Origin of the sequence: Streptomyces sp. NPDC048484, from assembly GCF_040651415.1 — a bacterium.
GTDB lineage: Bacteria > Actinomycetota > Actinomycetes > Streptomycetales > Streptomycetaceae > Streptomyces.
The window spans coordinates 1-24,487 of the sequence record NZ_JBEZJY010000025.1 but is presented as its reverse complement, the minus strand read 5'-3'; the positions used below and the strand labels follow the sequence as shown (position 1 = coordinate 24,487).

Here is a 24,487-nt window from a genome sequence, read left to right as displayed (position 1 = left end):
TGGCCCGGGACGGCCCAACCGTATGTCCTGGGCTTACCGGGGCGAGACCAAGACCGACGCACGAGACGCCTGCGTCATCGCCGAAACCGCCCGCCGGCGCCGCGACTTCACCACCATCGGCGTGCCCGCCCGGTTGGCCGCAGACCTTGCGTTGCTGACCGCGTACGGCACCGGCATGGCCGCCGAGCGGGTGCGGATGATCAACCGGCTGCGCGACGTGCTCACCGGCGTCTTCCACGGCGGACCGCTACGGGGCGGCGTGTTGAGCCGGGGCGTTCAGGCTCCCGGAAGGAAGAAGCAGAACGGGTGGCCGTGCGGGTCGCGCAGGACCCGTACGGTCTTCTGGGGCTGGTGTTCCTCCAGCGTCGCGCCCAGCGCGCACGCTCGCTCCGTCTCCGTCTCCGCCTCCAGATCGTCGACCTGCAGGTCCAAGTGGGCCTGCATCTGCTGAGTGCCCGGCTCTTGGGGCCACACCGGGGGTGTGTGGTCCGTCTCCAGCTGGAAGCTGAGGCTCGGACGCTCCTCTCCTGGAGCCCGCAGGCGGACCCACTCCGGGTCGCGCTCCACCTCCTGCCAGCCCAGCAGGGCCCGGTAGAAGTCGGCCAGCGCGGGCGGGTCGGGAGTGCCGAGAACAAAGGCTGCGAGCGTCGTCATGCCCTCTCCTTGCCCTCGACACCCGCCTCTACGCTCGCTGGCACGCACGGCCCGCCATCTCCAACATGCGGCGCCGGTGTCGGTGACGGTCAGCGCTGGTCGATCGCGAGCCCGCGTGCCTTGAGCTCGGTCAGGACGGGATCGCGTCGGCCTTGCAGTATCTGCCCGTTCATCTGCAGTGACTTGTTGAGCCGTCGCAACGACTTCATCTCGAGCAGGGGTCCGAGCTCGGTGAGGGCGTGGTGGCCGCCGAAGAGGAGTTCGGAGAGGTCGGGTAGGTCGGCCAGCGTACTGATGTCCGTCACTTCGTCCATGTAGCCCATACGCAGGGACTGGAGCGATGTGAGGCCGGCCAGGGGCGACAGGTCCCCCCAGGGCAGGCGGGAGAGGTAGAGCCGGGTCAGGGAGCGAAGGGCAGGGAAGTCGATCAGCTGCGGGATCCGTTCCACGCTCAGTACGCGCAGGTCGGGGCAAGTCTCCAGGATGCCGAGCGAGTCGAGGCTCGTGACGCTGTCGAGTGTCAGGTCGGTGACCGGGGTGCCGGCCAGCCCGCTGACGTCCGTGAGCGCACGGCAATCCCGCACACTGACCTTGGTGAGCGCGGTCAAGCCGTCGAGGCAGCCGAGGTCGGTGAGCGAGGGAAGACTGCTGAACCCCAGCTCGCGCAGGGTCGGCAGATCCCCCACGTCACCGGGGCCGCTCAGGCTGTCGGTATGGCTGACGGACAGTTCCTCCAGCGCGCGATGGGAGCCAAGGCCGGTGAGGTCCAGCAGTCCGGGACACCTGTCGAGACTGAGCCCGCGCAGGCCAGGGAGGGACGCGAACGGGGAGAGGTCCCGGAGCAGGCCCAGCCCGTCCAGGTGAAGCCGGTACGCGCCGGTGAGGCCGGCCAGGTCCGCGAAGTCCGCCAGCGCGGGGCAGTTCTCGAAGGTGATCTTTTCCAGGGAGGGCAAGGGCCCGACTCCCGTGACGGAGGCGAACCGTTCGCTGTCCACGATCCGCAACTGCGTCAAGTGCGTCAGTGCGGAGACTCCGCGCAGGTCGAACAAGTCCGGACAGCCCTTGATCTCCAGCGTCGTCAGACTGGGGTGGTGGCCGAAACCGCGGAAGGACTGGAAACGGGGGCAATCCTCGATGACCAGCTCGGAGAGGTTCGCTGCCGCGGCGATGCCGGTCAGGTCACGAAGCTGCTTGCAGCTCGCCAGGTGCAGGGCGGCGAGTGCGGGCACGTTTGTCAGGCCGGTCAGGTCGCGGACGGCCGTCCAGCCGAGATCGAGGTGGGTGAGGCGGGTCAGGCCGGAGAGCTGCGCCGGGGATTTGAAGGACCGGCAACCGTGCAGGTTCAGGTGCTGAAGCAGGGGGAACGCCGCTGCGAAATCAATCACCGAGGTGACCCGGGTGATGCTCAGATCGAGGTGGCGCAGGCGGCTGAGGGTCAGCAGCGGCTTGACGTCGGACACCGGACGGCAGCGGTGCAGGCTCAGCCGGGTGAGCTGGGTGAGACCGCTGAGGGGGGTCAGGTCCTCGACTCCTGCGCAGCCGTTCAGGTCGAGGTGGCGCAGCTCGGTGAGCGCGCTGAGCTCTGCGAGGTCGGTTATCTCCTTGCAGCGATCCACTGTCAGCGTGCGCAGCATGGTGAGGTGCCGCAGGCCCGACAGCGAGGTCACGCGCTTCAGCGTCAGCTCCGTACGGCCCTCACGGCGGAAGGCCGGCGCCAGCAGGGCCGCGGCGAAGCCGTCCGGGTCGCCGGCCGCCGGCCACAGCCGCAGCAGCGTGTCCAGGGCGAGGTCCGCGACCGGCGCGAAACGGGCAGCCAGCTCCAACGCGGCGCCGTTGTCAGTGACCACCACCAGTTCGCGCACCGCCTTGCGAGCCTGAGCCGGCTTCGCTGTTCCGAGCAGGGCGGAGTAGGCCACCACGAGTTCGTCCGGGGTTCCGCCGCCGGTGATCGAATTCATGCCCGGAACCCTACAACTCCGTTTCTGAGCGCCCTTGAACAGTGTTGCGAAGCCCGATGAGGCGGCCGCTGGACAGCGTTCTGTGCCAGATCAAGGTTCTATGCCAGATCAAGGAAAGTGCGCGGTGTCCGCCAGTGCGACGGCCTGCGAACGGGCCGTGACGGGCTCCCAGTCAGCTGGACCGATGGTCCCGGCGCGAGTCCCCGGAGTGAGGCTGTCAAAGGACTCCGCAGTGAGGCCGGCAAAGGACCGATGTCAGGACTCGCGAGGTCAGGTCGTGTCTGATCGTGTCTGACAAATGATCTACGGTCGCTGGCTGCCTCCGCTGTGCCGTCGAGGTGATGTGTTCTCCGCCTGGGCGGGATCTGGTGGGGGCTGTCCTTGGCCGTTCAGACGGGGTTGGCCCCCGGGCCGTCACCCTGGGGCCACGCCGTCAGGAACGGGTGCGCTCGACCTTCGTCGTGCCGGAGCCGACCGGCCCGATCCGCAGCACGGTGCCGGTGAGGTCGGTGAGCGGTCTGACCTCCACTCGTCCCTGTCCGCCGGGTGTCCTCGCCGTCACCCGGTAGTCCGCCGGCCGGGCGTCGCCGATCTCCACCTCCAGCACCGCGCGGGAGTTGGGCGGCACCGTCGTCCGTGTCGTATGGGCGTCGGCCGATCGGTGCACGGAGACCTTGACCGGGCCGCGCACGGACGGCACCGTCCCCGCCACATCGGTCAGGGCGCCGGTCCTGGGGCGGATCAGGAACTCCGCCGCGCCGGGAGCGGTGACGCGGACGCCGAGCACGTGCCGGGCAATCGCGTTCGCGGGAGCCGAGGCCCAGGCGTGGGAGAGCGTCATGTTGGACTTCAGCGCGGGATCCCAGGCCTCGGTCACGATGGTGGCCTTGAGCGCGTCGAGCATGTGCAGCCACGAGTCGGTGGCCGTGGAGGTGAGCAGCGCGAGGGCCGCGTCGGCGCGGCCCAGCCGGAAGAGGGCATCGAGGAGGAACTGCGCCCCGTACACACTCATCCGCATGCCGCCCGCGGCAAGGGTGTTCCCGAGCCGGGTGCGCACCTGGTTGTCCAGTGCGTCCGACACGCCGAGCGCGACCGGGAAGGCGGTGGCGTGCTGGGCGCTGTGCGTGGTGCCCGCGCCGTCGAGGAACCGGCCGGCCGCGCTGTCGAGCAGGGTGGCGCGCATGGCCGTGGCGAGGGTGTCGGCGCGTGAGCGCAGGACCGTCGCATCGTCGTCCTTGCCGAGTACCGTGGCGCACCTGGACAGGGCGTCGAAGGCCGCGTACTGGAATGCGTTGACGACGGTGTTGACGTTCGTGAAGACGTATCCGTCGCGGCTGGTGGTCGGCCAGTCGACGAGGTCGCCCAGGTCCTGGCTGCTGCTGCCGGGAGCCTTGCGCACCAGGCCTCGGGAGTCCAGGTAGGCGGTGAGGTTCTTCGCGGCGAGCAGGTCGTAGTCCTTGGCGAGCTGCCGGTCGTCGCCGGTGGCGAGGTAGTCCTCCCAGGCGGACAGCGCGCACATCAGCCGGTACTCGGTGGGCCAGGTGCCCTTGCGGACCAGGTAGTCGTTCGACCAGCGGGCCAGCGCGTAGGAGCGCTGGACGCCGTACTCGGAGAGCTGGTTGATCAGTGCGTCGCCCTCGTAGGGGCCGCGTTCCCGGGTCGGGGTGTCGGTGTAGAGGTCGCCGCGGGTGGCCTCGATGGAGTACCGGCACAGTTCCCAGACGCGGTCGAGGTCGGGGTCGGAGCTGCGGAAGGAGGCGTCGCTGTCGTCCCAGTCGAGCTTCCAGGCGCGGCCGGTGACGACGGCTCCGGACAGGTCGAGCGTTGTGCGCAGTTCGGCCCAGCGGAAGCCTCGGTAACCCCAGTGCTCGAAACTCTGCTTCCCGTCGCGCAGCGTCCACACCTCGCGGTACGTGTTGGTGGCGCGCAACTGGTACCTGACGGTGCCGTCGGCGTTGAGCTCCTCGCCGAGCCGCACCTCGACGGTATCGCCGGCGCTCCCGGTGACCTTCAGGGTCAGCCCGCCGACGATCTCCCGGCCGAGGTCGACCAGCCAGCGGCCGTCGGCGGCCTTGGTGACGGAGGCGGGGGTGATGTCGTGCAGCCGCGGTGGCTCGATCGGGGCCGGGACGAGTCCGCTGATCGCGGTGCGGACGACGGGCGTGTGCCAGCCGCTGTCGTCGAAGCCGGGCCGCGTCCAGCCGACGGGCTCCTGCCGCAGGTCCCAGTACTCCTGGGGGACGGTGAAGAAGCTGCTGCCCGCGCTTCCCTTCGCGGGCAACAACCCGGCCTGGCGGCGCGCCTTCCAGCGGTCTCCCGATGCGACGGTGGTCCGGCTGCCGTCGGTGTACGTGATCTCCAGCTGGGCCAGGAGCTTCTGCTGCGAAGTGGTCCAGCACAGGGCGGCGAGCGCGTTGGGCCTGCCGTCCTCCCGCAGGGTCGAGGTGACATCGAACGCCTGGTACGCGGTCCCGGTGCCGGAACGCACGGAAGCGTGCCCGACCACGGTGCCGTTGCTCCAGAGCTTGGCCACGTACTGACGGGCGGGGGCGGGCGAGGCGGCCGCGACGTAGAGGACGGCGGCGGCTATCTCCTTGTCCGCGGCCGTGTCGTACTCGTGGCGCAACAGCGCCCAGGTGTCGTCGGCCCCGTGGAAGGAGAGCGAGGAGGCGCCGGTGGGGAAGGTGAGCATGCCGCCGGAAACCGTGCCGGCGGAGAAGGTGCCCTTGTCGGAGGTGAAGTCGTCGTCGAGGAGGACGGTGCCGTCGGCGGCGGTGAAGGTGACGCGGTCGTAGACCTGGGACTCGGTCAGGCCGTTGCGCAGGCCGATGCTGCCGGAGGCGTAGCGGGTGTCGGTGGTGGTGTCGACGACGGTGCCGTTGACGGTGGTGGTGAAGGTGGAGCCGGTCATGGTGACGGTGAGGTCCAACCACTCCCCGGTGGTGACCGCGGAGCGCAGCCGGATCTCGCCGAGGACGGTGTACGTGCCGTTCACGCAGACATGCTTGCGCAGGACACCGGGACTGCCGGAGCGCAGCTGCCACATGTAGTTGCCGGCGGTGTTCGCGGCGCGGAACCAGACCCCGGCGGCCACCGCGGTGATCCGCAGCCGGGCGGCGAAGGTGCCGTCGGCCATGACCGGACCGGACGGCACCCAGATCGGCTCGGCCTCCCACTCGTCCTCGACCGAGGTGGCGAGCAGGGCAGGTTTTGACCAGGCCGATCGCTTCTCACCCCAGCTGGCGACCCGCCACCAGTAGGCGGTACGCGGGTTCAGGGCCGGACCCGCGTACGGAACGGCGATGGAGTCCGCGGACCGGCGCCTTCCCGAGTCCCAGACGAGCCGCTCGTCCTTGAAACCGCCCGGAGCGGTGGCCAGTTGTAGTTGGTACGCGCGCTGCAGGCTACCGGCACCGAAGTCGGGCACCTGCCAGCTGAACCGGGGGCGCTGCCCGGCGCTCGTGGCCAGTGCCTGGGGGAGTAGATCGGTCAGGGTCCCGGTCGGCACGGGGGGCTTGCCGGGTGGCGTGATGACGCCCGGGCCCCCTGCCGCGAGTGCCCGGTGCCCGATCCCGGTCAGCACGACCGAGGCGGCTGGGGCGCCACCGAGTTGGAGAAGTCTTCGACGCGACAGGTCCCAGGACATGGTGCACCCTCGGCTCATGAAAGGTTTCAAGGCGAATGCCCGGAGGTTAGGGTTCCGCGTCCAGGTGGTCAATGCTTGCGCCGAGAATGAGTGGGTCGCCAGCATGAAACGATCAAATCGTCATGCGACCGAGCATGACTATCCACAGTTGTTCGCTGGGCCCGAGGACCAAAACCACCGCCCAGTTGACGAAGGAGGAGCCGCATCTGTCATGGGCAGCTCAGGCTGTGCCTCTTCTCTCGCCCGCCGGCTGCCCGGCATCGACCTGGCTCAGAGCCAGTCCCGTCGCTTGAAGATCACGTACAAACTGGCGCAAACAACCCCCATCAGGCCGATCGCGAAGGGGTATCCGAGGCTCCAGCCGAGCTCAGGCATGTGCTTGAAGTTCATGCCGTAGATAGTTCCTACGAGTGTGGGGGCGAAGAGAATGGCGGCCCACGACGAGATCTTCTTGATCTCCTCGTTCTGTTCGAAGCCCGCCTCCGCCAACGCCCGCATCTCCGCGTTCTGTTGCTGTGTGACCAGTGTGGCGTTGACCGTGAGGATGTCCGTGAGTGCCTGACGGAAACCGTCCACGCGCTCGCTGGTGTGGGTGACGTGGTCGGCGACGTCGCGGAGGTAGCGCTGGAGTTCCTCGTCGGTGCCGTACTTGGCGAAGCCCGCCATCAGGGCGTGCAGCATGCCGACCAGGGGGCGGGTGGCACGCTGGAACTCGACCATTTCGCGGGAGAGTTCGTAGATGCGGCGCGAGACCCAGGGGTCGCCGCCGAAGACCTCGGTCTCGATCTCGTCGATGTCGTTCTGGACACCGGAGACGACCGGGGCGTAACCGTCCACGACCGCGTCGAGGATGGCGTACAGAACTGCCTCGGGGCCGAGTTTCAGCAGTTCCGGGGTTTCTTCCATGCGGCGGCGCACGGCGGACAGTTCGGGAGCGGCTCCGTGCCGGACCGTAATCAGGAAGTCGGGGCCGAGGAACACGTGCAGCTCGCCGAAGTCGACCTCCTCCGACGCGTCGAGGTAGCGGGCGGCGCGCAGGACGACGAAGAGTGTTTCGCCGTACCGTTCCAGCTTCGGCCGCTGATGGGCCTCCATCGCGTCCTCGACGGCGAGCGGATGCAGGTCGAACTCGGCCGCCAGGGACAGGATCTCGTTCTCCGTGGGGCGGGCCAGCCCGATCCACGCCATGCCGTCCGGCTGGTCGCGCAGTTCACGGAAGGTGTCCGCGAGGGAGGCGGGCGTCGCGACCCGCATGCCGTCGCGGTAGAGCGCCGCCTGTACGACGCTGCCTGCCTCGGCCGTGGCCGCGTCGGGGGAAGCGGGACCGGGAGCGGGACCGGGCGCCGGCGGATCCGGCGGCGGTGGCGCGGCCGGGCCCATGGCGCGTCGCCACACCGATTTCCGACCGCCCTTCGCGGGGGGTACGGGGCGGGTTCGGCGCTCCGGCATCGACTGCCTCCGTGTCGCACGTGTCGAACGTCTGGCTGACTGATCACGGAGCAGGATATACGGGTCAAATGGTTGGAGCGGCCAGGGGAAGCGGGAGGACGGCGGGGCTTGCGGACAGGGAGGGCGGGGCCTGCGGACAGAAGGTGTCCGCAGGCCCCGCTAGCGTGCGGAGCATGACGAAGACCTCGACCGCCCCCGTGCTGAGCGCCCGTGAGCTGAACCGCGCGACCCTCGACCGGCAGTTGCTCCTGCGCCGGACCGGCCTGTCCGCGACCGATGCCGTCGAACATCTCGTCGGTCTTCAGGCGCAGAACGTGAAGCCCCCGTACTACGCGCTCGCCGCCCGCCTGGAGGGCTTCGCCCCCGAGGAGCTCTCGGTCGCCATGGAAGCGCGGGAGGTGGTGCGGATCGTCACCATGCGCTCCACCATCCACACCCACACCGCCGACGACTGCCTCACCCTGCGCCCGCTCGTGCAGGCCGCCCGCGAGCGGGAGTTGTACGGCTTCCGCGCGGGGCTCACCGGAGTGGACCTGGACCGCCTCGCCACGATCAGCCGGGAGCTGGTCGAGGCCGAGCCGCGGACCATGAAGCAGTTGCGGGAGGCGCTGCTCACCGAGTGGCCGGACGCCGATCCGTCGGCTCTCGCGATCGCGGCCCGCTGTCGCCTGCCGCTCGTGCAGGTCACTCCGCGCGGGCTGTGGCGTCAGAGCGGCCAGGTCGCGCTCACCACCGCCGAGCACTGGCTCGGCAGGCCGTCCGAACCGGCTCCCGCCCCCGACGCCACCGTTCTGCGCTACCTCGCCGCCTTCGGCCCCGCCTCCGTCAAGGACATGCAGACCTGGGCCGGCCTGACCCGGCTGCGGGAGGCTTTCGAGCGGCTGCGGCCCGGCCTGGTCACCTTCGTCGACGAACACGGTGTCGAGCTCTTCGACCTGCCGGACGCGCCCCGCCCGGACGCGGACACCCCGGCTCCCGCCCGCCTGCTGCCCGAGTTCGACAACCTGCTCCTCTCGCACGCCGACCGATCCCGGGTGGTGCCCGCGGAGTACAAGGGCCGCACCTGGCGGGGCAACCAGGCCCACTGCACCCTGCTCGTCGACGGATTCCTGGCGGGCGTGTGGCGAGTGGAGGAGACCGGCGACCGGGCCGTGCTCACGGTCGAGCCCTTCGGCACGCTCAGCAGGAGTCGGCGCGACGAAGTGACCGAGGAAGCCGTGCGGACGCTCGCGGTGCTGAACGGGTCGTCCGCGTACGACATCCAGTACGACATCCGGTTCGGGACCGTCGTACGCGGCTGACGTGACGGTCGGACGCGGCCTGACGCGGCCTGACGCGGCCGGGCATGTGGATAGGGGGCGTTGCGGGCCGCTCGTGGAGGCCCGCAACGCCCCCTGGCTCTGATGGAGTTGCCGGGAGCAGGACTGGGACTAGGAGTTGACCTGCGTCGTCACGAGGCTGGAGAACGTCGTCAGGCGGGTGTAGACGCCGGGGTAGCCCGCGTCCGCGCAGCCGTAGCCCCACGAGGTGATGCCGGCGAGCTTGCCGCCGATGACGAACGGGCCGCCGCTGTCACCCTGGCAGGTGTCGACGCCGCCGGAGGTGTAGCCGGCGCAGACCATGTCGGTGGAGATGTACGACGAGCCGTACGCCGAGGAGCAGGTGGAGTTGGACACGGTCGGAACCGTGGCCGTACGCAGCTGGTTGGAGGAGGAGCCGCCCGAACTGGTGGTGCCCCAGCCGAGGATGCGGGCGGTGGCGCCGGCCGTGTACACGCTGGTCTCGGAGGAGGAGACGTAACTGATCGGCGTGTACGGCATGGACGTCGACAGGGTCAGGACGGCGACGTCGTTGCCTTCCTCGGCGTCCGTGTATTCGGGGTGGATCCATATCTTGCTGAGCTGGGCGACGGTGCCGTTGGTGCCGTTGAGGTAGGTGCGGCCGCCGACCACGCGGGTGTTGCTCGTGGTTCTGCCGACCATGCAGTGGGCAGCCGTGACGACCTTGGTGGCCGACACCAGGGTGCCGCCACAGAACTGGCTCTGCGAGGCGTTGGTGATCTGCATGACGTACGGGTACGCGGCCGCCGTGGTCGTCGAACCGCCGACGATGGGCTGGGGAGCGGCGCTTGCGGTGGTCGCGCCGAGAAGACAGGTCGTCGCGGCGGCGGCGACCGCCGCGGTGACGGCGGCGGCCTTCTTGGCAAGGGTGAGCCCGAACATGGATCTCCTCAGGAGTGCCGGTGGGGGGTGCACTGTGGGGGTGGAGCGACAGCCTGCGGGGCGGGTCCCACGCTAGAAGCGGAACCGTGCTTTCCCCAATGAGGGAACTCCCTGCGGGAGTTGCCGAGGGATAACCCTCGGTCATGATCTTGGCCGTCTCCAGCCGGGGCGGCGGGATGCGGGTTGCGGCTGCGGCTGTGGGGCCGGGGTGGCCGGGTGGCCGCCGATGGGGGCTTGTCGCGCAGTTCCCCGCGCCCCCGAGCGGCCAGTTCCCCGCGCTCCCGAGCGGCCCGCACCCCTGAACGGCGGGTGCTCCTTCACCCGCGGAGATCCATCAGCATCCCCGTAGGCAACCGGCCCCCAGAGCCGGTGCGTTCAGCCGCCCCGTCGCTGTCCCGCAGCCAGTCGCACGATGTCCACCCGGGAGCGGATTCCGAGCTTGCGGTAGACGCGGGTGAGTGTTGCCTCGACCGTTTTCACGCTGATGAACAGGCGCGCGGCGATCTCCCGGTTCGTGGCGCCCTCCAGGACGAGCGCCGCGACCTGACGCTCCGTCGAGGCCAACCGGTCGAGATGCGGCAGCACCGACTCGGGAGCTGTCGGAGCGGGGACCGTGGGGGAGGCAGCGGAGCCGGGGAGGCCGGGGGTTCCGGGCGTCCCGGTCCCGGGGGAGGCGCCTGACGCGGAGACCGCGTCCAGCTGGCGCAGCCACGGCATCGCCCTGCAGCGCCGGAACAGCCGTGCCGCCTCGTCGTACGAGCCCCGCCCCGACCGCTCCGCGCGCAGCCGCGCCAGCGCGAAGGCGGCCCGTGCCTCTTCGAGCCCGTAGCCGAGCTGAGCCAGCCGGCCCTGCGCCGAGGTCAACTGCTGTGCTGCCGCCTCGTGATGGCCGGTCACAGCCTTCACCAGGGCCTCGGCCCGGTCCAGTACGGCCAGAACGCTCGCCCGCCGCAGGCGGACCGCGTGCTCCCGCGTGGTGGTGATGACGTCCTGCGCCTCCGCCGGTTCGCCGATGAGGACGAGCGCCTCGGCGAGATCGCCGTGCCAACGGCCCCGTGCGGGGTCGCAGATGCCGAGCCCCTGCTCCAACTCCCATGCCCTGCGCAGCGACTGGACCGTGCCCGCGGCGTCCCCCGCCACCAGCTGGGCGTGCCCGAGCGCACCCAGGGCCCGCGAGAGGTAGATCAGGTCGCCGTCGTCCTCGGCGCGGCGCACCGCGTCGCCGGCGAGTACGAGCGCCCGGTGCACATCGCCGCCCGCGGCCTCGGCGAGCGAGGTGAACATGTTGCCCGCCGCCTCGCCGATGCCGGTGTCCCTGGCTAGCCGCAGACTCTCGTGGGCGAGGTCGAGTGCCCGGCCGCAGTGCCCGGAGTGCAGTTCGGTCTCGGCGAGCCCGCGCAGGAAGTGGACCTCGCTCTCGACGATGCCGCGCCGGCGCACCTCGCCGAGCAGCCGGGTGATCGTGGCCCGGGCCTCGGTGAGCTGGTCGCTCATGATCAACCAGCGGAAGCGGGTGGCACCCGCGCCGTTGTGGTCGCAGGCGACCCGCAGGTCCTGCGGTTCCGCGAGGGCCTTCTCGAGCGTCACCGGGGCCGCGGGGTGGCCCATCAGGGTCTCCATCTGGGCCTGGAAGGACAGGGCCAGCAGTTCGGTGCTCCGGTCGCCCGCCGTGGCGGCGAGCCGCGCCGCGTGGGCGGCCTCCTCACGGCCCTTCGCCATCGCGCCCTCCACCAGCAGCGCCCGCCACGCCAGTTGGTAGCGGACCAGCGCGAGCAGCCGCGGGTCGTCGCCCGCGTCCGTGAGGGCTTGCGGGAACACGGACTCGACGTCGGCCATCGCCTGCCCGGCCGAGTCGATCACGACCATCCAGGCACGTACCCGAACGGCCGGGTCCGTCGCCCGCTCCAGGACGTCGCGGGCCACCTCGCGGGCCAGGTCGATCGCGCCCGAGGTCAGGGCGTCCTCGGCGGACCGCAGCCGGCGTTCGTCCGCGCCCGGCCGGCCGTCCGCCGGGGTGTGCCGGGCGGCGAGCAGCCCGAGCTGGGCCGCCACCGAGGGGGCGCCGCGGTCCCGGGCCAGCGCCGCAGCCTCGGAGAGCTGTGCGGCGACCTGCTCGTCGGTACCGGTGGTGGCCAGCGCGAGATGCCGGGCCCGCTCGATCGGCTCGGAGGCCGCCGTGGACAGAGCGGCATGGGCGGCCCGCCGCTCCTGGGGCGTTGCCTGGGCGTACAGCGCGGCCGAGACGAGGGGGTGCGCGAAACGCACGGCGCCCTCCTGGCCGTCCGGGCCCTGACCGTCCTGGCCCTGGGCCGCCACCAGCCCGAGCGAGGCCGCGAGGGCGATTTCGGCTTCCGCGTCCGGACGCCCCGCGGCCCCCAGCAGCGCCTGGGTGGGGCGGGCTCCCGCGCTCGCCACGAGAAGCGTCTGCCGGGCCTCGGCGGACAGCAGTTCCAGACGGCTGAGGACGAGGGCGCGCAGTGAGGTCGGCACGGGCAGCGGCTCGCCGGGCCGGGGCGGCGTCGGGCTCTCGGCCAGGGCGCGGCCGAGTTCCAGGGCGAACAGGGGGTTGCCGCCGCTGGTGTGGTGGATGTCCCGCAGGATCGAGCGGCGCAGCCCCGTGTATCCGCGGGCGGTGATCAGCTCGGCGACCTGCGGCCGGGACAGCGGGGGCAGCCGCAGGGCCAGTGTCTCCGGAGGATACGCGCGTAGATACGGAACGTGCTCCTGCTCTTTCGGTTCGGTGCCGGTACGCACCGCGCCGAGTATCCGCACCGGCATGCCGCCGAGGCGGCGGGCGGCGAACCCGAGCAGCTCGGCGCTGGGGGCGTCCAGCCACTGCAGATCGTCGGCGACGAGGAGCACCGGCCCCTTGGCCGCCAGTGCGCGCAGCACCGACAGCACGGCGAGCCGCAGCGCCAGGCCGTCCTGGTGCAGCGACGATTCGGCGCGGCCGGTGAGCGCCGCTTCCAGCGCGGCCTGCTGCGGGGCGGGCAGTGTGTCCGCGACCTCGTCGGCGACCAGGCCGAGCAGATCGACCAGCGCCAGGAACGGGAGATGGGATTCCGACTCGGTGGCCGAGCAGCGCAACACAGTTCGGGCCGATTCGGCGTATTCCGCAGTTATTGCCCGCAGGGCGGTCGACTTTCCTATTCCGGGCGGACCGTGCAGGAGGAGGCTGCTCCCTCGGGAGAGCTGGTCGCGTGCTCGTCCGAGCAGCTCCTCCCGCCCGATGACCTGCTCTGAACGGTGTCTGACAGGCTCCTCGTAATCCCGTCGCACGCGCACCGCCCCCTCAAGTCGTGTCCGAATCAATATTATGCAAAAAGGTCCTTCATTTCGGGGGGTTGCGCCGTGAGGGAAATAACAGAAATTCGGTATACGGGATTTCAGGGCCTCCGCACCTGTATGTAACGCGCGAGGAGGTGCGGACCTTCCACGGCAGCAGCCCCGCCCTCCGCGCCGCCACCTCGACCACCGCGCCGCCACCGCGGCTTTCAGCCACCTGCGCGCCCAGCTTGTGCGTCGCCGAGCGCAGACAGGCCTGCAGATCCTGTGTCACCGTCGCGCACCCCGTTCGGGGGTAGTGGGACCCGCATCATGGACTGGACGATGTAGGTGAGCCGCCCGGCAACGGCCGGACCGCCCTGCACATCGTCGAGGAGGACTTCCGGTGACCGAACCGTCGGAACTGTCGGAACCGTCGGGCACGCAACTGCCCTACGCCCAAGCGCCGCACTCGCAATTGTCGTACGCGCACGGGACGAGCGCCACGACCCTGCTCGGGGACACCATCGGGGCCAACCTGGACCGGGCGGTGGAGCGTTGGCCGGACCGTGAGGTGCTTGTCGATGTGCCGTCGGGCCGGCGCTGGACGTACGCCCGGTTCGCCGCGGACGTCGACCGGCTGGCGTGCGCGCTGCTCGCGAGCGGAGTCGCCAAGGGCGACCGGGTGGGCATCTGGGCGGTCAACTGCCCCGAGTGGGTGCTCGTCCAGTACGCCACCGCCCGCATCGGCGCGGTCATGGTGAACATCAACCCGGCCTACCGGACCCACGAGGTCGAGTACGTTCTCAAGCAGGCCGGGATCTCCCTGCTCTTCGCCTCCCTGAGTCACCGGACGAGCGACTACCGGGCGATGGTCGGCGAAGTGCGGGGCGGGTGCCCCGAGTTGCGGGAGGCCGTGTACGTCGGCGACCCGAGCTGGGACGCGCTGCTCGGACGCGCGACCCCGCAACTTCACGCGGAACTCCCAGCGCGTACGGCCGAGTTGTCCTGCGACGACCCGATCAACATCCAGTACACCTCGGGCACCACGGGGTTTCCCAAGGGCGCGACCCTCTCCCACCACAACATCCTCAACAACGGCTATTTCGTGGGTGAGTCGATCGCCTACAGCGAGCAGGACCGGATCTGCGTCCCGGTGCCCTTCTACCACTGCTTCGGCATGGTCATGGGCAACCTCGCCGCCACCTCGCACGGCGCGTGCGTCGTCATCCCGGCGCCCTCCTTCGACCCCGCGGCGACACTCCGGGCGGTGCAGGAGGAGCGCTGCACCTCGCTGTACGGCGTACCGACGATGTTCATCGCGGAGTTGAACCTCCCGGACTTCGCGACGTACGACCTCTCCTGCCTGCGGACCGGCATCATGGCGGGCTCGCCCTGCCCGGTCGAGGTGATGAAACGGGTGGTCGCCGAGATGCACATGGCGGAGGTGTCCATCTGCTACGGCATGACCGAGACCTCGCCCGTCTCACTCCAGACCCGCCGTGACGACGACCTGGAGCACCGCACGGGCACGGTCGGGCACGTCCTGCCGCACATCGAGGTCAAGGTCGTCGACCCGGCGACCGGGGTGACCCTGCCGCGCGGCTCGGCGGGCGAGCTGTGCACCCGGGGCTACAGCGTGATGCTCGGCTACTGGGACGAGCCCGGGAAGACCGCCGAGGCCGTCGACGCCGGGCGGTGGATGCACACCGGCGACCTGGCGGCGATGCTCGACGACGGGTACGTACAGATCGTCGGCCGTATCAAGGACATGATCATCCGAGGCGGCGAGAACATCTACCCGCGCGAGATCGAGGAGTTCCTGTACGCGCACCCGAAGATCGCCGACGTGCAGGTGGTGGGTGTGGCCCACGAGCGGTACGGCGAGGAGGTACTCGCCTGCGTCATCCCGCGCGAGCCCGGTGACCCGCCGACCCTGGACGAGCTGCGGGCCTTCTGCGAGGGCCGGCTGGCGCACTACAAGGCGCCCAGCCGGCTGCGGATCATGGAGTCCTTCCCGATGACGGTGTCCGGAAAGGTGCGCAAGATCGAACTCCGGGAGAAGTTCGCGGAGCCGGAGCGGTAGCACTCACCGGTGCTGACGCGCTCAGCCGCCGCTGGAGAGTCCCCGGGGGTGCACTCGGGTACTGCTCTCCCGTATCACCAGTTGCGTCGCCACCTCCACCCGTGTTGTCTCCGGCTGCTCCCCGGACAGCAGCCTCAGCACCATCCTGGCCGCGAGCGCGGTCATGTCGGCAAGGGGGGTACGGACCGTCGTCAGGCGTGGGGTGACCCAGTCCGCGAAGGGCAGGTCGTCGAAGCCGACCACGCTGACATCGGCCGGGATGCGCAGGTCCAGTTCGGCGGCGGCCCGGTAGGTGCCCAGGGCCTGGTGGTCGCTGCCCGCGAAGACCGCCGTCGGGCGCTCGGGCAACGCCAGGAGTTCCAGGGCGTGTTGGTACGCGAGGCCATGAGTGAAGTCGCCGTAGCGCACCAGCTCGGGATCGAAGGGCAGACCGGCCTCCGCCAGCGCCGAGCGGTAGCCGTCGACCCGCGCCCGGGAGGTGAGCCTGCGCTCCGGACCGCTGATGATCGCGATGCGCCGGTGGCCCAGCTCGATGAGGTGACGGGTCGCGGCCAGTCCGCCGGGCCAGTTGGTGGCGCCCACCCACGGCGTGCCCGGCGCCGGCTCGTCGATCGGCATCACCAGCGCGTAGGGAATGCCGAGCCTGCTCAGCTCGTCATGCTGCTCGGGTGTCAGTTCGGGCACCACGAGAATCGCTCCGCGCGTGGGGCGGGTGGCCAGTGAGTCCAGCCACTGGCGGGCGCGTCTGGTCCGGCCGTGGGTCGCGGATACCACCAGCCCCATGCCCGCGTCGTGCAGGACGTCCTCCGCGCCCCGGATCAGCTCGACCGCCCAGGGGCTGTCGAGTTCGTTGATGACGAAGTCGATCAGTCCGCCGGGTGGGGCCGCGGTGGCTGCCGGGTGGTGTTTCGCCAGATAGTCGTGCTGCTCCAGCAGCCGCTGCACCTTGGCCCGCGTCTCAGCCGATACATCGGATCTGTTGTGCAGCACCTTGGAGACGGTGGATACCGATACGCCTGCCTGATCGGCGATTTCGGCAAGAGTGCGCCGTCTTCCTGGGCTGGATCCTGTCCGAACCGTTGACGTCATCGGATGAATCTCCTACGTTGCCGGGCGTTCGAGGTTTGCGAAAACTATCGCAACTCTCGTTCCTGGAGTAAGGCTCCTCGGCGAAAAGGTGGTCCTCCGTGAAGAGATGGCGCGTGGCTTCCCTGACCGCGGCCGCGGTCGTGTCTCTGGTGCTCTCCGGCTGCGGAGGCACCGGTGGCGGTGACGGCGGCGGTTCGGGCGACGGGAAGGGTGATCTGCTGGTCTGGGTGGACAACACCCGGATGCCCGCGGCCCAGCAGTACAAGAAGGCCCACCCCGACCAGAAAATGCGCATCGTCACCATCCCGCCCGACGCGGGATACGTGCCCACCAAGATCTCGCTCGCCAACCGCACCAAGCGCGGTTGGCCCGACGTCGTCTTCCTGGCCAACCCGGCCGAGGCGGCGACACTCGCGAGCGAGAAGTTCGGCTACGCGGCGCCACTCGACGACCTGGTCCCGAAGTCCGTCCGCGACGGTTTCACCGGCGGCTCCCTCGACACCTGCACCTTCGGCAGCAAGACCTACTGTCTGCGCAACGACATCGCCCCCACCGTCCTGTGGTACGACGCGAAGCTGATGAAGCGATACGGCTACCAGGTCCCCGAGACCTGGGCCGAGTACCAGAAGACCGGCCTGAAAGCGGCCGAGGACCACCCCGGCACCATCGTCGGAGCAGTCAACGGCAAGTACGGCGCAGGCATCTACTTCGGCAGCAGCGGCTGTCCCACCCGCGACACACTCAGTCTCACCGAGGTCCACATCGATCTCGCCCGGCCGGACTGCACCCGGGTCGCCGATCTGCTCCAGCCGCTCGCCCGCAAGAAGGCCGTCACCACCGTCGTGCCCATCGATCCGGGCTTCTCGAAGTTCGGCAAGGACGACAAGATCCTGATGCTGCCGGCCCCGGCCTGGTTCGGCGACTTCATGTTCGGGCCCGCATTCAAGGTGCCCAAGGGCCGGATCGCCGCCGCGCCGATGCCCACCTGGCCCGGCGAGAGCAAGTCGTACGCAGGACAGGTCGGCGGCGGCGCCTTCCTCGTCTCCTCGCACGCCGGCGGGCGTACCGAGCGGGCCGCGGACCTGGTGCGCTGGATGACCACCGACGTGAACCTCCAGGCGCAGCAGCCCACTTACCCCGCCTTCACGGCAGCCGCGGAGAAGTGGGGCGAAGCCAAGTCGAAGGACCCGTACTACGCCTCCGACCCGATGCCCGCCCTCACCGCGGCGGCGAGCGCACTGCGCCCCGGCTTCGGCGCGGTCCGCTTCGAGGCGGACTGGCAGACCAGCTTCAACGACACGTTCGTCAAGGCGGTGGATTCCGGCGGCAACCTCCGTAGTTCTCTGGGGGGTTGGCAGGACAAACTGGAGGCGGCGGCCAACACCAGTGAGTACACGGCCCGATGAAGACCCTCACGACCCCCCGCCCGCCCGGGACAAGGGCGGCGGCGCCGGCCGCCCCCCGCCGCCGGCGCCGTCCCGCCCGTACCACCGCCGTCTGGATCCTCGTCGGCCCCTACACGGTGTTCCTCGCCGCCTTCGGGCTCGCGCCCGCCGGATACGCCCTGTGGATCTCGTTCGTCCAGGACGGCTCCTTCTCCGGCGGGCGGGACTGGGTGGCCGTGTTCCAGGACTACCGGCTCGGCGACGCGGCCGCCCACGTGACGACGTATCTGCTGCTGTGGCTGCCGATCCTGCTGCTCGTCGTCCTGTCCCTGGCATTCACCCTGCACGTCCGTCCCGGCCGCACGACGAGCGTGCTCCAGCTCGTCTACTACCTGCCCGGCGCGGTCACCGGCTCGGCCGCCGCCCTGCTGTGGCTGTTCATGGTCAGCCCGGACAGCAGCCCGTTCGCCCCGCTGCTCAAGCTGATGGACGTCGAGAGTGCCACGGACGCGCTGTCCGGCGGCAGCCTCATGGCCGTCCTCACTGTGATGGGCGTCGCGGTGCACGCCGGCGGCTGGATCGTGGTCCTGTACGGGGCGCTCAACGCGCTCCCGAAGGACGTCCTGGAGGCCGCGCAGGTCGACGGCGCCTCGGCCTGGCGGACCATGTGGCACGTCAAGCTGCCGATGGTCCGTACGTACGTCGCTTTCGTACTGATCTCCAGTTTCGCCTCCGGCAGTCAGGTGTTCGTCGAACCCACCGTGCTGTCCACCGGCGCGCCCGGCCAGATCAGCCCCACCTGGTCCGTCAACCAGCTCGCCTACGTCTACGCCACCCAGGACGGCGACTTCGGCAAGGCAGCCGCGCTGTCGCTGGCCATGCTCGCGGTCGGAGTGCTGGCCGCGTGGATCGTGATCAGCCGTACGCATATGTACGCCACCGAGTCCTCCGGCCCCTCGGGCGGCTCCAACTCCTCCGAATCCCGGTGAGTGAGGCGATGACCGTTCTGTCGCGCGGCGCCCGCGCCCTGTTCCTGCTCGGCGCGGCCGTCTTCTTCGGACTGCCCCTGCTCTGGCTGCTGCTCGCCCCCACCCGCACGGCCGACGACCTGACCACCGGCTCACCGCTCGGCTTCGGCTCACTGGGCAACGTCGGCGACGCCTGGTCGCACCTGACGTCGTACAACGACGGCGAGATCACCCTGTGGATCGGCAACTCGATCGTCTACGCGGCAGCCAGCGTCGCCCTCGCCCTGCTGCTGTGCGTGCCCGCGGGTTACGCGCTCGCCAAACACGACTTCGCCGGCCGCCGGGCCCTGCTCACCCTGTCGATCGTGACGATGATCCTGCCCCCGGCCGCGCTGGTGCTCCCGCTCTACCTGGAGATGTCGGCGCTCAGCCTCACCGGCACGGTCTGGTCGGTGATCCTGCCGCTGTCCTTCTATCCCTTCGGCGTCTACCTGGCCTTCCTACACTTCCAGGCGAATCTGCCGGACAGCCTGCTGGACGCCGCTCGCGTCGACGGGGCGAGCGAGCTGCGGTTGTTCTGGTCGATCGCGGTGCCGCTGGCCCGTCCCGCCATCGCGCTGATCGCCTTCTTCGGCTTCGTCCGCTGCTGGACCGACTTCTTCCTGCCCTTCGTGATGCTCTCGGACGACCGCACCTTCACCCTCCAGCTCGGCCTGATGTCCCTGCTGCAGTCCACCGGTGCGGTCAACAACTCCGGCGGCTTCGCGGACCTCGACATCCACCAGCCGGAAGCGGCCCTGGCCGGACTCGTGGCCTGCGCGCCGCTGATGATCGGATTCGTCGTCGCCCAGCGCTTCCTGCGCACCGGGCTCCTGTCCGGAGCGGAGAAGGGCTGATGGACGGGGAGCGGCTGATGCGCGGGGAGCGGTCGGTGGAGGGGAAGCGGTCGATGGAGGAGAAGCGGTCGGTCGATGGAGGGGAGCGGTTGGTGGCTGGAGAGGAACTGAGGGGCGGGAGAGGGAGGTTGGACGACGCCCGTACCGAACTCGCCTCCGACGTACGGGAACTCGTCGAGCCCGTCGCGTCCCGCTTCAGCGCGGGCCGGGCCCGCGTACGGCTCGGCGTGAACACCGCGATCCACGACGACACGGCCGCCGAACTGGAGGCGTTCGCCCGGCCGCTGTGGGGACTCGCGCCGCTCGCGGCGGGTGGACATGCCGTTCCACACGCCGAGTTGTGGGTCGAGGGGCTCGCCCACGGCAGTGATCCCACGCACCCCGAGTACTGGGGCGAGCCGGCCGACCGTGACCAGCGCATCGTCGAGATGGCCGCCATCGGTTTCGCGCTCGCCCTCGCCCCCGAGCAGTGGTGGGACCCGCTGAGCGGCCCCGAACGAGACCGGCTCGCACGCTGGCTGCTCGGTGCGCTGCACCGGGAGACCTCCGACAACAATTGGCTCTTCTTCCCGGTGCTGGTCGGCCTCGGCCTCGACCGGGTGGGGGTGCCCTACGACCGCTCGCTGGTCACCGCGCGCCTCGACCGACTGGAGACCTTCTGGCTCGGCGACGGCTGGTACGCGGACGGCCCCACCGAACGGCGCGACTACTACGTCCCCTGGGCCATGCACTACTACGGCCTGCTGTACGACGCGCTCACGGACGGCGACCGTTTCAAGGACCGGGCGGCCCGGTTCGCCGACGACTTCCGGCACTGGTTCGCCGACGACGGCGCCGCCGTCCCGTACGGCCGCAGCCTGACCTACCGCTGGGCGCAGGCCGCCTTCTGGGGCGCGCTGCCGTTCGCGGGCGTCGACGTACTGCCGTGGGGCCAGGTCAAGGGGTACCTGCTGCGGCATCTGCGCTGGTGGCACGGACGGCCGGTGACCGGACCCGACGGGCTGCTCTCCATCGGGTACGGCTATCCGCAGCCGGCGCTGGCCGAGCAGTACAACGCGGTCGGCTCGCCCTACTGGTCGCTCAAGGCGTATCTGCCGCTCGCGCTGCCGGCCCAGCACGCGTTCTGGACCGCGAAGGAGGAGCCGGCGCCCGCACTGCCCGCCGTCAGCGCTCAGCCGCACGCCGGGGCAATCCTCATGCGGGAGTCGGGCGACGTCACCCTGCTCGCCGGACGCCAGCACCACCCATGGGTACGCCATGGAGCCGAGAAGTACGCCAAGTTCGCGTACTCGACCCGTTTCGGCTTCAGCCTGCCGAACGGCACGCTCGGGCTCGAACAGGGCGCGTACGACTCCATGCTGGCGCTGAGCGACGACGCCGGGACGCACTACCGGGTGCGCGAGGAGCCGGCCGACCCCCAGGTCACGGCGGACACGGTCCGCAGCACCTGGCACCCCTGGCCCGACGTGGAGATCACCACCTGGCTGACGGCCGCCGCGCCCTGGCATGTGCGCACCCACCACATCCGCACCGCTCGCGCCCTGCACACCGCCGAGGGAGGCTTCGCCGTAGACCGGGACGCGGGCACGGACCGCGAGACCGGACCGGCGTACGCGAGGGTGTCGGCGCCCGCCGGACTCACCGGACTGCGCGACCTCGACGGCCGGCGCGAGGGCGAGGTCGTCGACTGCCTGCCCGGCACGAACGTCCTCGCCCGACGCACGGCACTGCCGGTGCTTGTGAGTCAACTCGCCCCAGGGGAGCACTGGTTGCGGTGTGCCGTGCTCGGCGCCCCGGCGGGCAGCGAAGCCGACGAGGCCTGGAGCGAACCCCCGGCCGCCGCCGGCCCTCCGACCACCGCACACCTCCCGACCACCGCCCACCTCCCGGCCACCACGCACCTCCCCACCACCGCATATCCGACGACTGGAGACGGGACATGAAACGACGGGACATGAAACAGCAGGTCTTGAAGCGGCGGGACTTGAAGCGGCGGGACGTCAGACTCAGATACCTGTCCGTATTCGCCACCGTGGCCGCGCTGCTGACCTTTCCGGTCCAGGCGGACGCGGCACAGTCCGGCCGCAGCTACCACGTGGCCCCCCGGGGCAGCGACCACGCACAGGGCACCCGGACAAGCCCCCTGCGCACCATCGGCGCCTGTCTCGACCGCGTCCGCCCCGGCGACACCTGTCTGGTCCACCGCGGCACCTACCGTGAACAGCTCACCCCGCCCTCCGGTACCGAGGGCGCCCCCATCACGATCGCCGCCTACGGCGACGGCGCGGTGAGCGTCGACGGGACCGAGCAGGTGACCGGCTGGAAGGACGCCGGCGGCGGGCTGATCGCCGCCGACACCGACCTGCCGCCCGACCCGGACTTCAACGCGGTGTTCCTGGACAACGCCCGTGCCGCGGAGGGCCGTTGGCCCAACTCCGGCACCGATCCGCTGAATGCCACCTGGGCGGAGGCCGACACCACCTCCACCGACCAGCACATCGACGACACGGACCTGCCCGACGCCGACTGGACCGGCGCCACCGTGCACGTGTGGGCGGGCTCCAACCCCTGGGCCCAGCAGACCGGCACGGCCACCGCCGCCTCACCGGGCAAGCTGGACTTCAAGGGCGGCAACTACCGGTGCCCGCCGCTGTGCATGGGCAACCAGACCTACCGCAACTACTACCTCGTCGGGTCGAGGGCCGCCCTCGACCAGCCGGGGGAGTGGTACTACGACAAGGCCGCGCACCGGCTCTACATGGCCCCCCCGAAGGGGGGCATCGCCGGACACACGGTGACTGCCAAGCACCGGCTGTGGGGCGTCGACCTCAGCGACAGCTCGTACGTCACCGTGCGCGGCCTCGACCTGTGGGGAACGTCCCTGCGAACAGGCAAGGCGAGTACGGGAGTTGTGGTCGACCGTCTGCACGCCACGTACGTCTCCGAGTTCTCCACCCTGCCCATGCCGCCGGACGGTGATCTCGCGGTCGAGCCGTTCGAGGGCAACATCGTCGCCTCCCGCATCCTCGATTCCGGCGTGCAGATCCTCGGCAACGGCAACACCCTCAAGAACAGCGAGATCGCGCAGTCGGCCGGCGACGGCGTCCTGGTTCGCGGCACCGGCAACACCGTCACCAACAACTACATCCACGACGTCGGCTGGATGGGCAGCTACACCCCCGGCATCGAGATCAACGGCAACGGCCACACGGTCACCCGCAACACGATCCGGCGCACCGGACGGGCAGCCATCGACACGGCCTGGCAGCTCAACGGCACCGAGTTCCACGACAATCGCATCGCCTACAACGACATCTCCGAGGCCATGCGCACCTCCCGCGACGGCTCTCCCTTCTACGTCTGCTGCAACCTGAACGGTTCCGGCACCTCCATCGACCACAACACCGCGCACGATGCCGACGGTCAGGTCGGCTACTACGTCGACAACTACTCCGGCCACTTCCGGCTGCACCACAACGTCGCCTGGAACACCGGCACCCGGGGCACCTTCTTCAACGGCCACACCGGCCCGAGCATCGCCAACGAGGACCACAACTCCAGTTACGGCATGGGCATCAACGGCAACTCGGTGCTGCTCAGCGGTGCGACGGACGCGTCCGGCTCGTACATCAGCAACATCATCGGCCCGAAGCCGATCAGCGCCACGCAGACCGGCAACCCGCTGCCGGTCGTCCGCTCCAACCTGATCAGCGACAAGCCCGGCTACACGGACGCGGTCAACGGTGAGCTGTGGCTGACACCGGGTTCGCCCGCCATCGACGCGGGCGAGATGGTCGACGGTGTCACCAGCGACGTCCTGGGCGCAGCTCCCGACCAGGGCGCCTACGAGTACGGCGCACCCATCTGGTCGACCGGCTGCGATCTGCCCGGCTGCGGGCAGCGGGTGCGGCACGGCAGCTGGACCGCCACCGCGAGCGACGGCACCAACGCCTCCGCCACCGTCGACGGCGACATCAACACCCGATGGACGGGCGCCGCCCCGCAGGCCGCCGGCCAGTCCCTGACCATCGACCTCGGTGAGAGCAAGACCTTCGGCCGGCTGTCCCTCGACGCGGGCCGCGACACCAGCGGGCAGCCGTACGGCTTCACGGTCTCCGTAAGCAGTGACGGCACGCACTGGGGTGAACCGCTCGCCCGGGTCACCGGCCGCTCCTTCACTCAGGACGCGGTGTTCCCCGAACAGACCACCGCCCGCCAGGTGCGGATCACGCTCACCGCGAGCGGGCCCGCGCCCTGGGTCGTCAACGACCTCCGGTTGTACGGCGACGGGCCCGACGCCGCCTCGACGCTCCAGGCCGAGCAGGCCACGACCGTACGAGGCGTGGAGCGCGGCGCGGCGGCCACCGGAGTTCTCGGTCAGGGCGACCGGGTGACCTTCCGCAAGGCGAACATCCGCGGAAAGCACCTCACCGTGCGCCTCGATCCCGCCTGCGCACAGGGCTGCTCGCTCCAGTTGCGGCTGGACGCGCCGGACGGTCCGCCGGTCGCGGTGGTGCCTGTCGCGGGTAAGGGAGGCTGGCAGGAGCGGACTGTGACGCTGAAGCGCGAGGTCACCGGCGCGCACGACCTCTACCTCGTGGCGAAGGGCACGGGCCGGGTCGCCGCCCTCGACTGGCTGACGATCAGGCCCTGACGCGATCAGGTGCTGACACGATCAGGCCCTGACGCGATCAGGTACTGACAGGATTGGCCCGGACAGGATCGGGGTTTGACACACGACGGCCGGGTCGGGCGGCGGGGTACGGAACCCCGCACGGCGGTGGTCTTCTGGGTGTCGGGCCGCAGCGCGTCGGGCCGCATTGGGAGGCCTGACGCGTGGACGGTCTCGCCAACCGGCAACCTGGACAAG

General features: G+C 70.3%; 14 protein-coding genes and 1 pseudogene. 8 read left to right on the top strand and 7 right to left on the bottom strand.

The features are described from left to right. Positions 1-4: 4 nt before the first annotated feature. Positions 5-235: pseudogene (locus AB0D14_RS24895) on the top strand (transposase); the annotation flags it as partial. A gap of 41 nt (positions 236-276) precedes the next feature. Here AB0D14_RS24895 and AB0D14_RS24890 read toward each other — a convergent pair. The 4 genes from AB0D14_RS24890 to AB0D14_RS24875 all read right to left on the bottom strand — a co-directional run bounded on the left by AB0D14_RS24890 (position 277) and on the right by AB0D14_RS24875 (position 7,707). Next, positions 277-654: a VOC family protein gene (locus AB0D14_RS24890; RefSeq protein WP_362782737.1), complete on the bottom strand. Its 378-nt coding sequence runs from the start codon at positions 652-654 to the stop codon at positions 277-279. 89 nt (positions 655-743) lie between these two features. Beyond that, positions 744-2,612, bottom strand: coding sequence for a hypothetical protein (locus AB0D14_RS24885; RefSeq protein ID WP_362782734.1), 1,869 nt, complete (start codon positions 2,610-2,612; stop codon positions 744-746). 433 nt (positions 2,613-3,045) lie between these two features. Continuing rightward, a complete protein-coding gene (locus AB0D14_RS24880; protein ID WP_362782731.1) occupies positions 3,046-6,258 on the bottom strand; it encodes a family 78 glycoside hydrolase catalytic domain in 3,213 nt (1,070 codons plus the stop codon). A gap of 270 nt (positions 6,259-6,528) precedes the next feature. Next, complete coding sequence (locus tag AB0D14_RS24875) at positions 6,529-7,707, bottom strand: magnesium and cobalt transport protein CorA (RefSeq protein WP_362782729.1); 1,179 nt, start codon at positions 7,705-7,707, stop codon at positions 6,529-6,531. Between the two features lie 173 nt (positions 7,708-7,880). Between AB0D14_RS24875 and AB0D14_RS24870 the strand changes: the two genes are divergently transcribed. Next, positions 7,881-9,008 (top strand): winged helix DNA-binding domain-containing protein, encoded by a 1,128-nt coding sequence (locus AB0D14_RS24870; protein ID WP_362782727.1) that lies wholly within the window; start codon positions 7,881-7,883, stop codon positions 9,006-9,008. A 129-nt stretch (positions 9,009-9,137) separates the two neighbouring features. Here the strand turns inward: AB0D14_RS24870 and AB0D14_RS24865 are convergent, their stop codons facing one another. Together AB0D14_RS24865 and AB0D14_RS24860 are read right to left on the bottom strand one after the other, a co-directional pair. Further along, the gene (locus AB0D14_RS24865) at positions 9,138-9,929 is read right to left on the bottom strand and encodes a serine protease (protein ID WP_362782724.1); all 792 of its coding nucleotides are present in this window, start codon (positions 9,927-9,929) and stop codon (positions 9,138-9,140) included. Positions 9,930-10,304: 375 nt separating this feature from the next. Continuing rightward, a complete protein-coding gene (locus AB0D14_RS24860) occupies positions 10,305-13,208 on the bottom strand; it encodes an AAA family ATPase (protein WP_362782721.1) in 2,904 nt (967 codons plus the stop codon). A gap of 433 nt (positions 13,209-13,641) precedes the next feature. On the opposite strand from AB0D14_RS24860, the gene AB0D14_RS24855 reads away from it, so the two are divergent. Next, positions 13,642-15,279 (top strand): AMP-binding protein, encoded by a 1,638-nt coding sequence (locus tag AB0D14_RS24855; protein WP_362782992.1) that lies wholly within the window; start codon positions 13,642-13,644, stop codon positions 15,277-15,279. Positions 15,280-15,300: 21 nt separating this feature from the next. On the opposite strand, the gene AB0D14_RS24850 is transcribed toward AB0D14_RS24855, so the two are convergent. After that, positions 15,301-16,269, bottom strand: a complete 969-nt coding sequence (locus AB0D14_RS24850; protein ID WP_362782719.1) for a substrate-binding domain-containing protein — start codon at positions 16,267-16,269, stop codon at positions 15,301-15,303. Positions 16,270-16,466: 197 nt separating this feature from the next. On the opposite strand from AB0D14_RS24850, the gene AB0D14_RS24845 reads away from it, so the two are divergent. From AB0D14_RS24845 to AB0D14_RS24825, 5 genes are read left to right on the top strand one after another with little or no spacing between them, the layout of a single operon-like run. After that, positions 16,467-17,774, top strand: coding sequence for an extracellular solute-binding protein (locus tag AB0D14_RS24845; RefSeq protein ID WP_362782716.1), 1,308 nt, complete (start codon positions 16,467-16,469; stop codon positions 17,772-17,774). Beyond that, positions 17,771-18,742: a sugar ABC transporter permease gene (locus tag AB0D14_RS24840; protein WP_362782713.1), complete on the top strand. Its 972-nt coding sequence runs from the start codon at positions 17,771-17,773 to the stop codon at positions 18,740-18,742. The genes AB0D14_RS24845 and AB0D14_RS24840 overlap by 4 nt, the downstream gene beginning before the upstream one ends. An 8-nt stretch (positions 18,743-18,750) precedes the next feature. Further along, positions 18,751-19,617, top strand: a complete 867-nt coding sequence (locus AB0D14_RS24835; protein WP_362782710.1) for a carbohydrate ABC transporter permease — start codon at positions 18,751-18,753, stop codon at positions 19,615-19,617. Then, positions 19,617-21,560 carry a DUF2264 domain-containing protein gene (locus AB0D14_RS24830; RefSeq protein ID WP_362782707.1) on the top strand — a complete coding sequence of 648 codons (1,944 nt, stop codon included), beginning with the start codon at positions 19,617-19,619 and terminating at the stop codon, positions 21,558-21,560. Before AB0D14_RS24835 ends, AB0D14_RS24830 begins: the two co-directional genes overlap by 1 nt. Positions 21,561-21,571: 11 nt before the next feature. Then, positions 21,572-24,271, top strand: coding sequence for a discoidin domain-containing protein (locus AB0D14_RS24825; RefSeq protein WP_362782704.1), 2,700 nt, complete (start codon positions 21,572-21,574; stop codon positions 24,269-24,271). Positions 24,272-24,487: the final 216 nt, after the last annotated feature.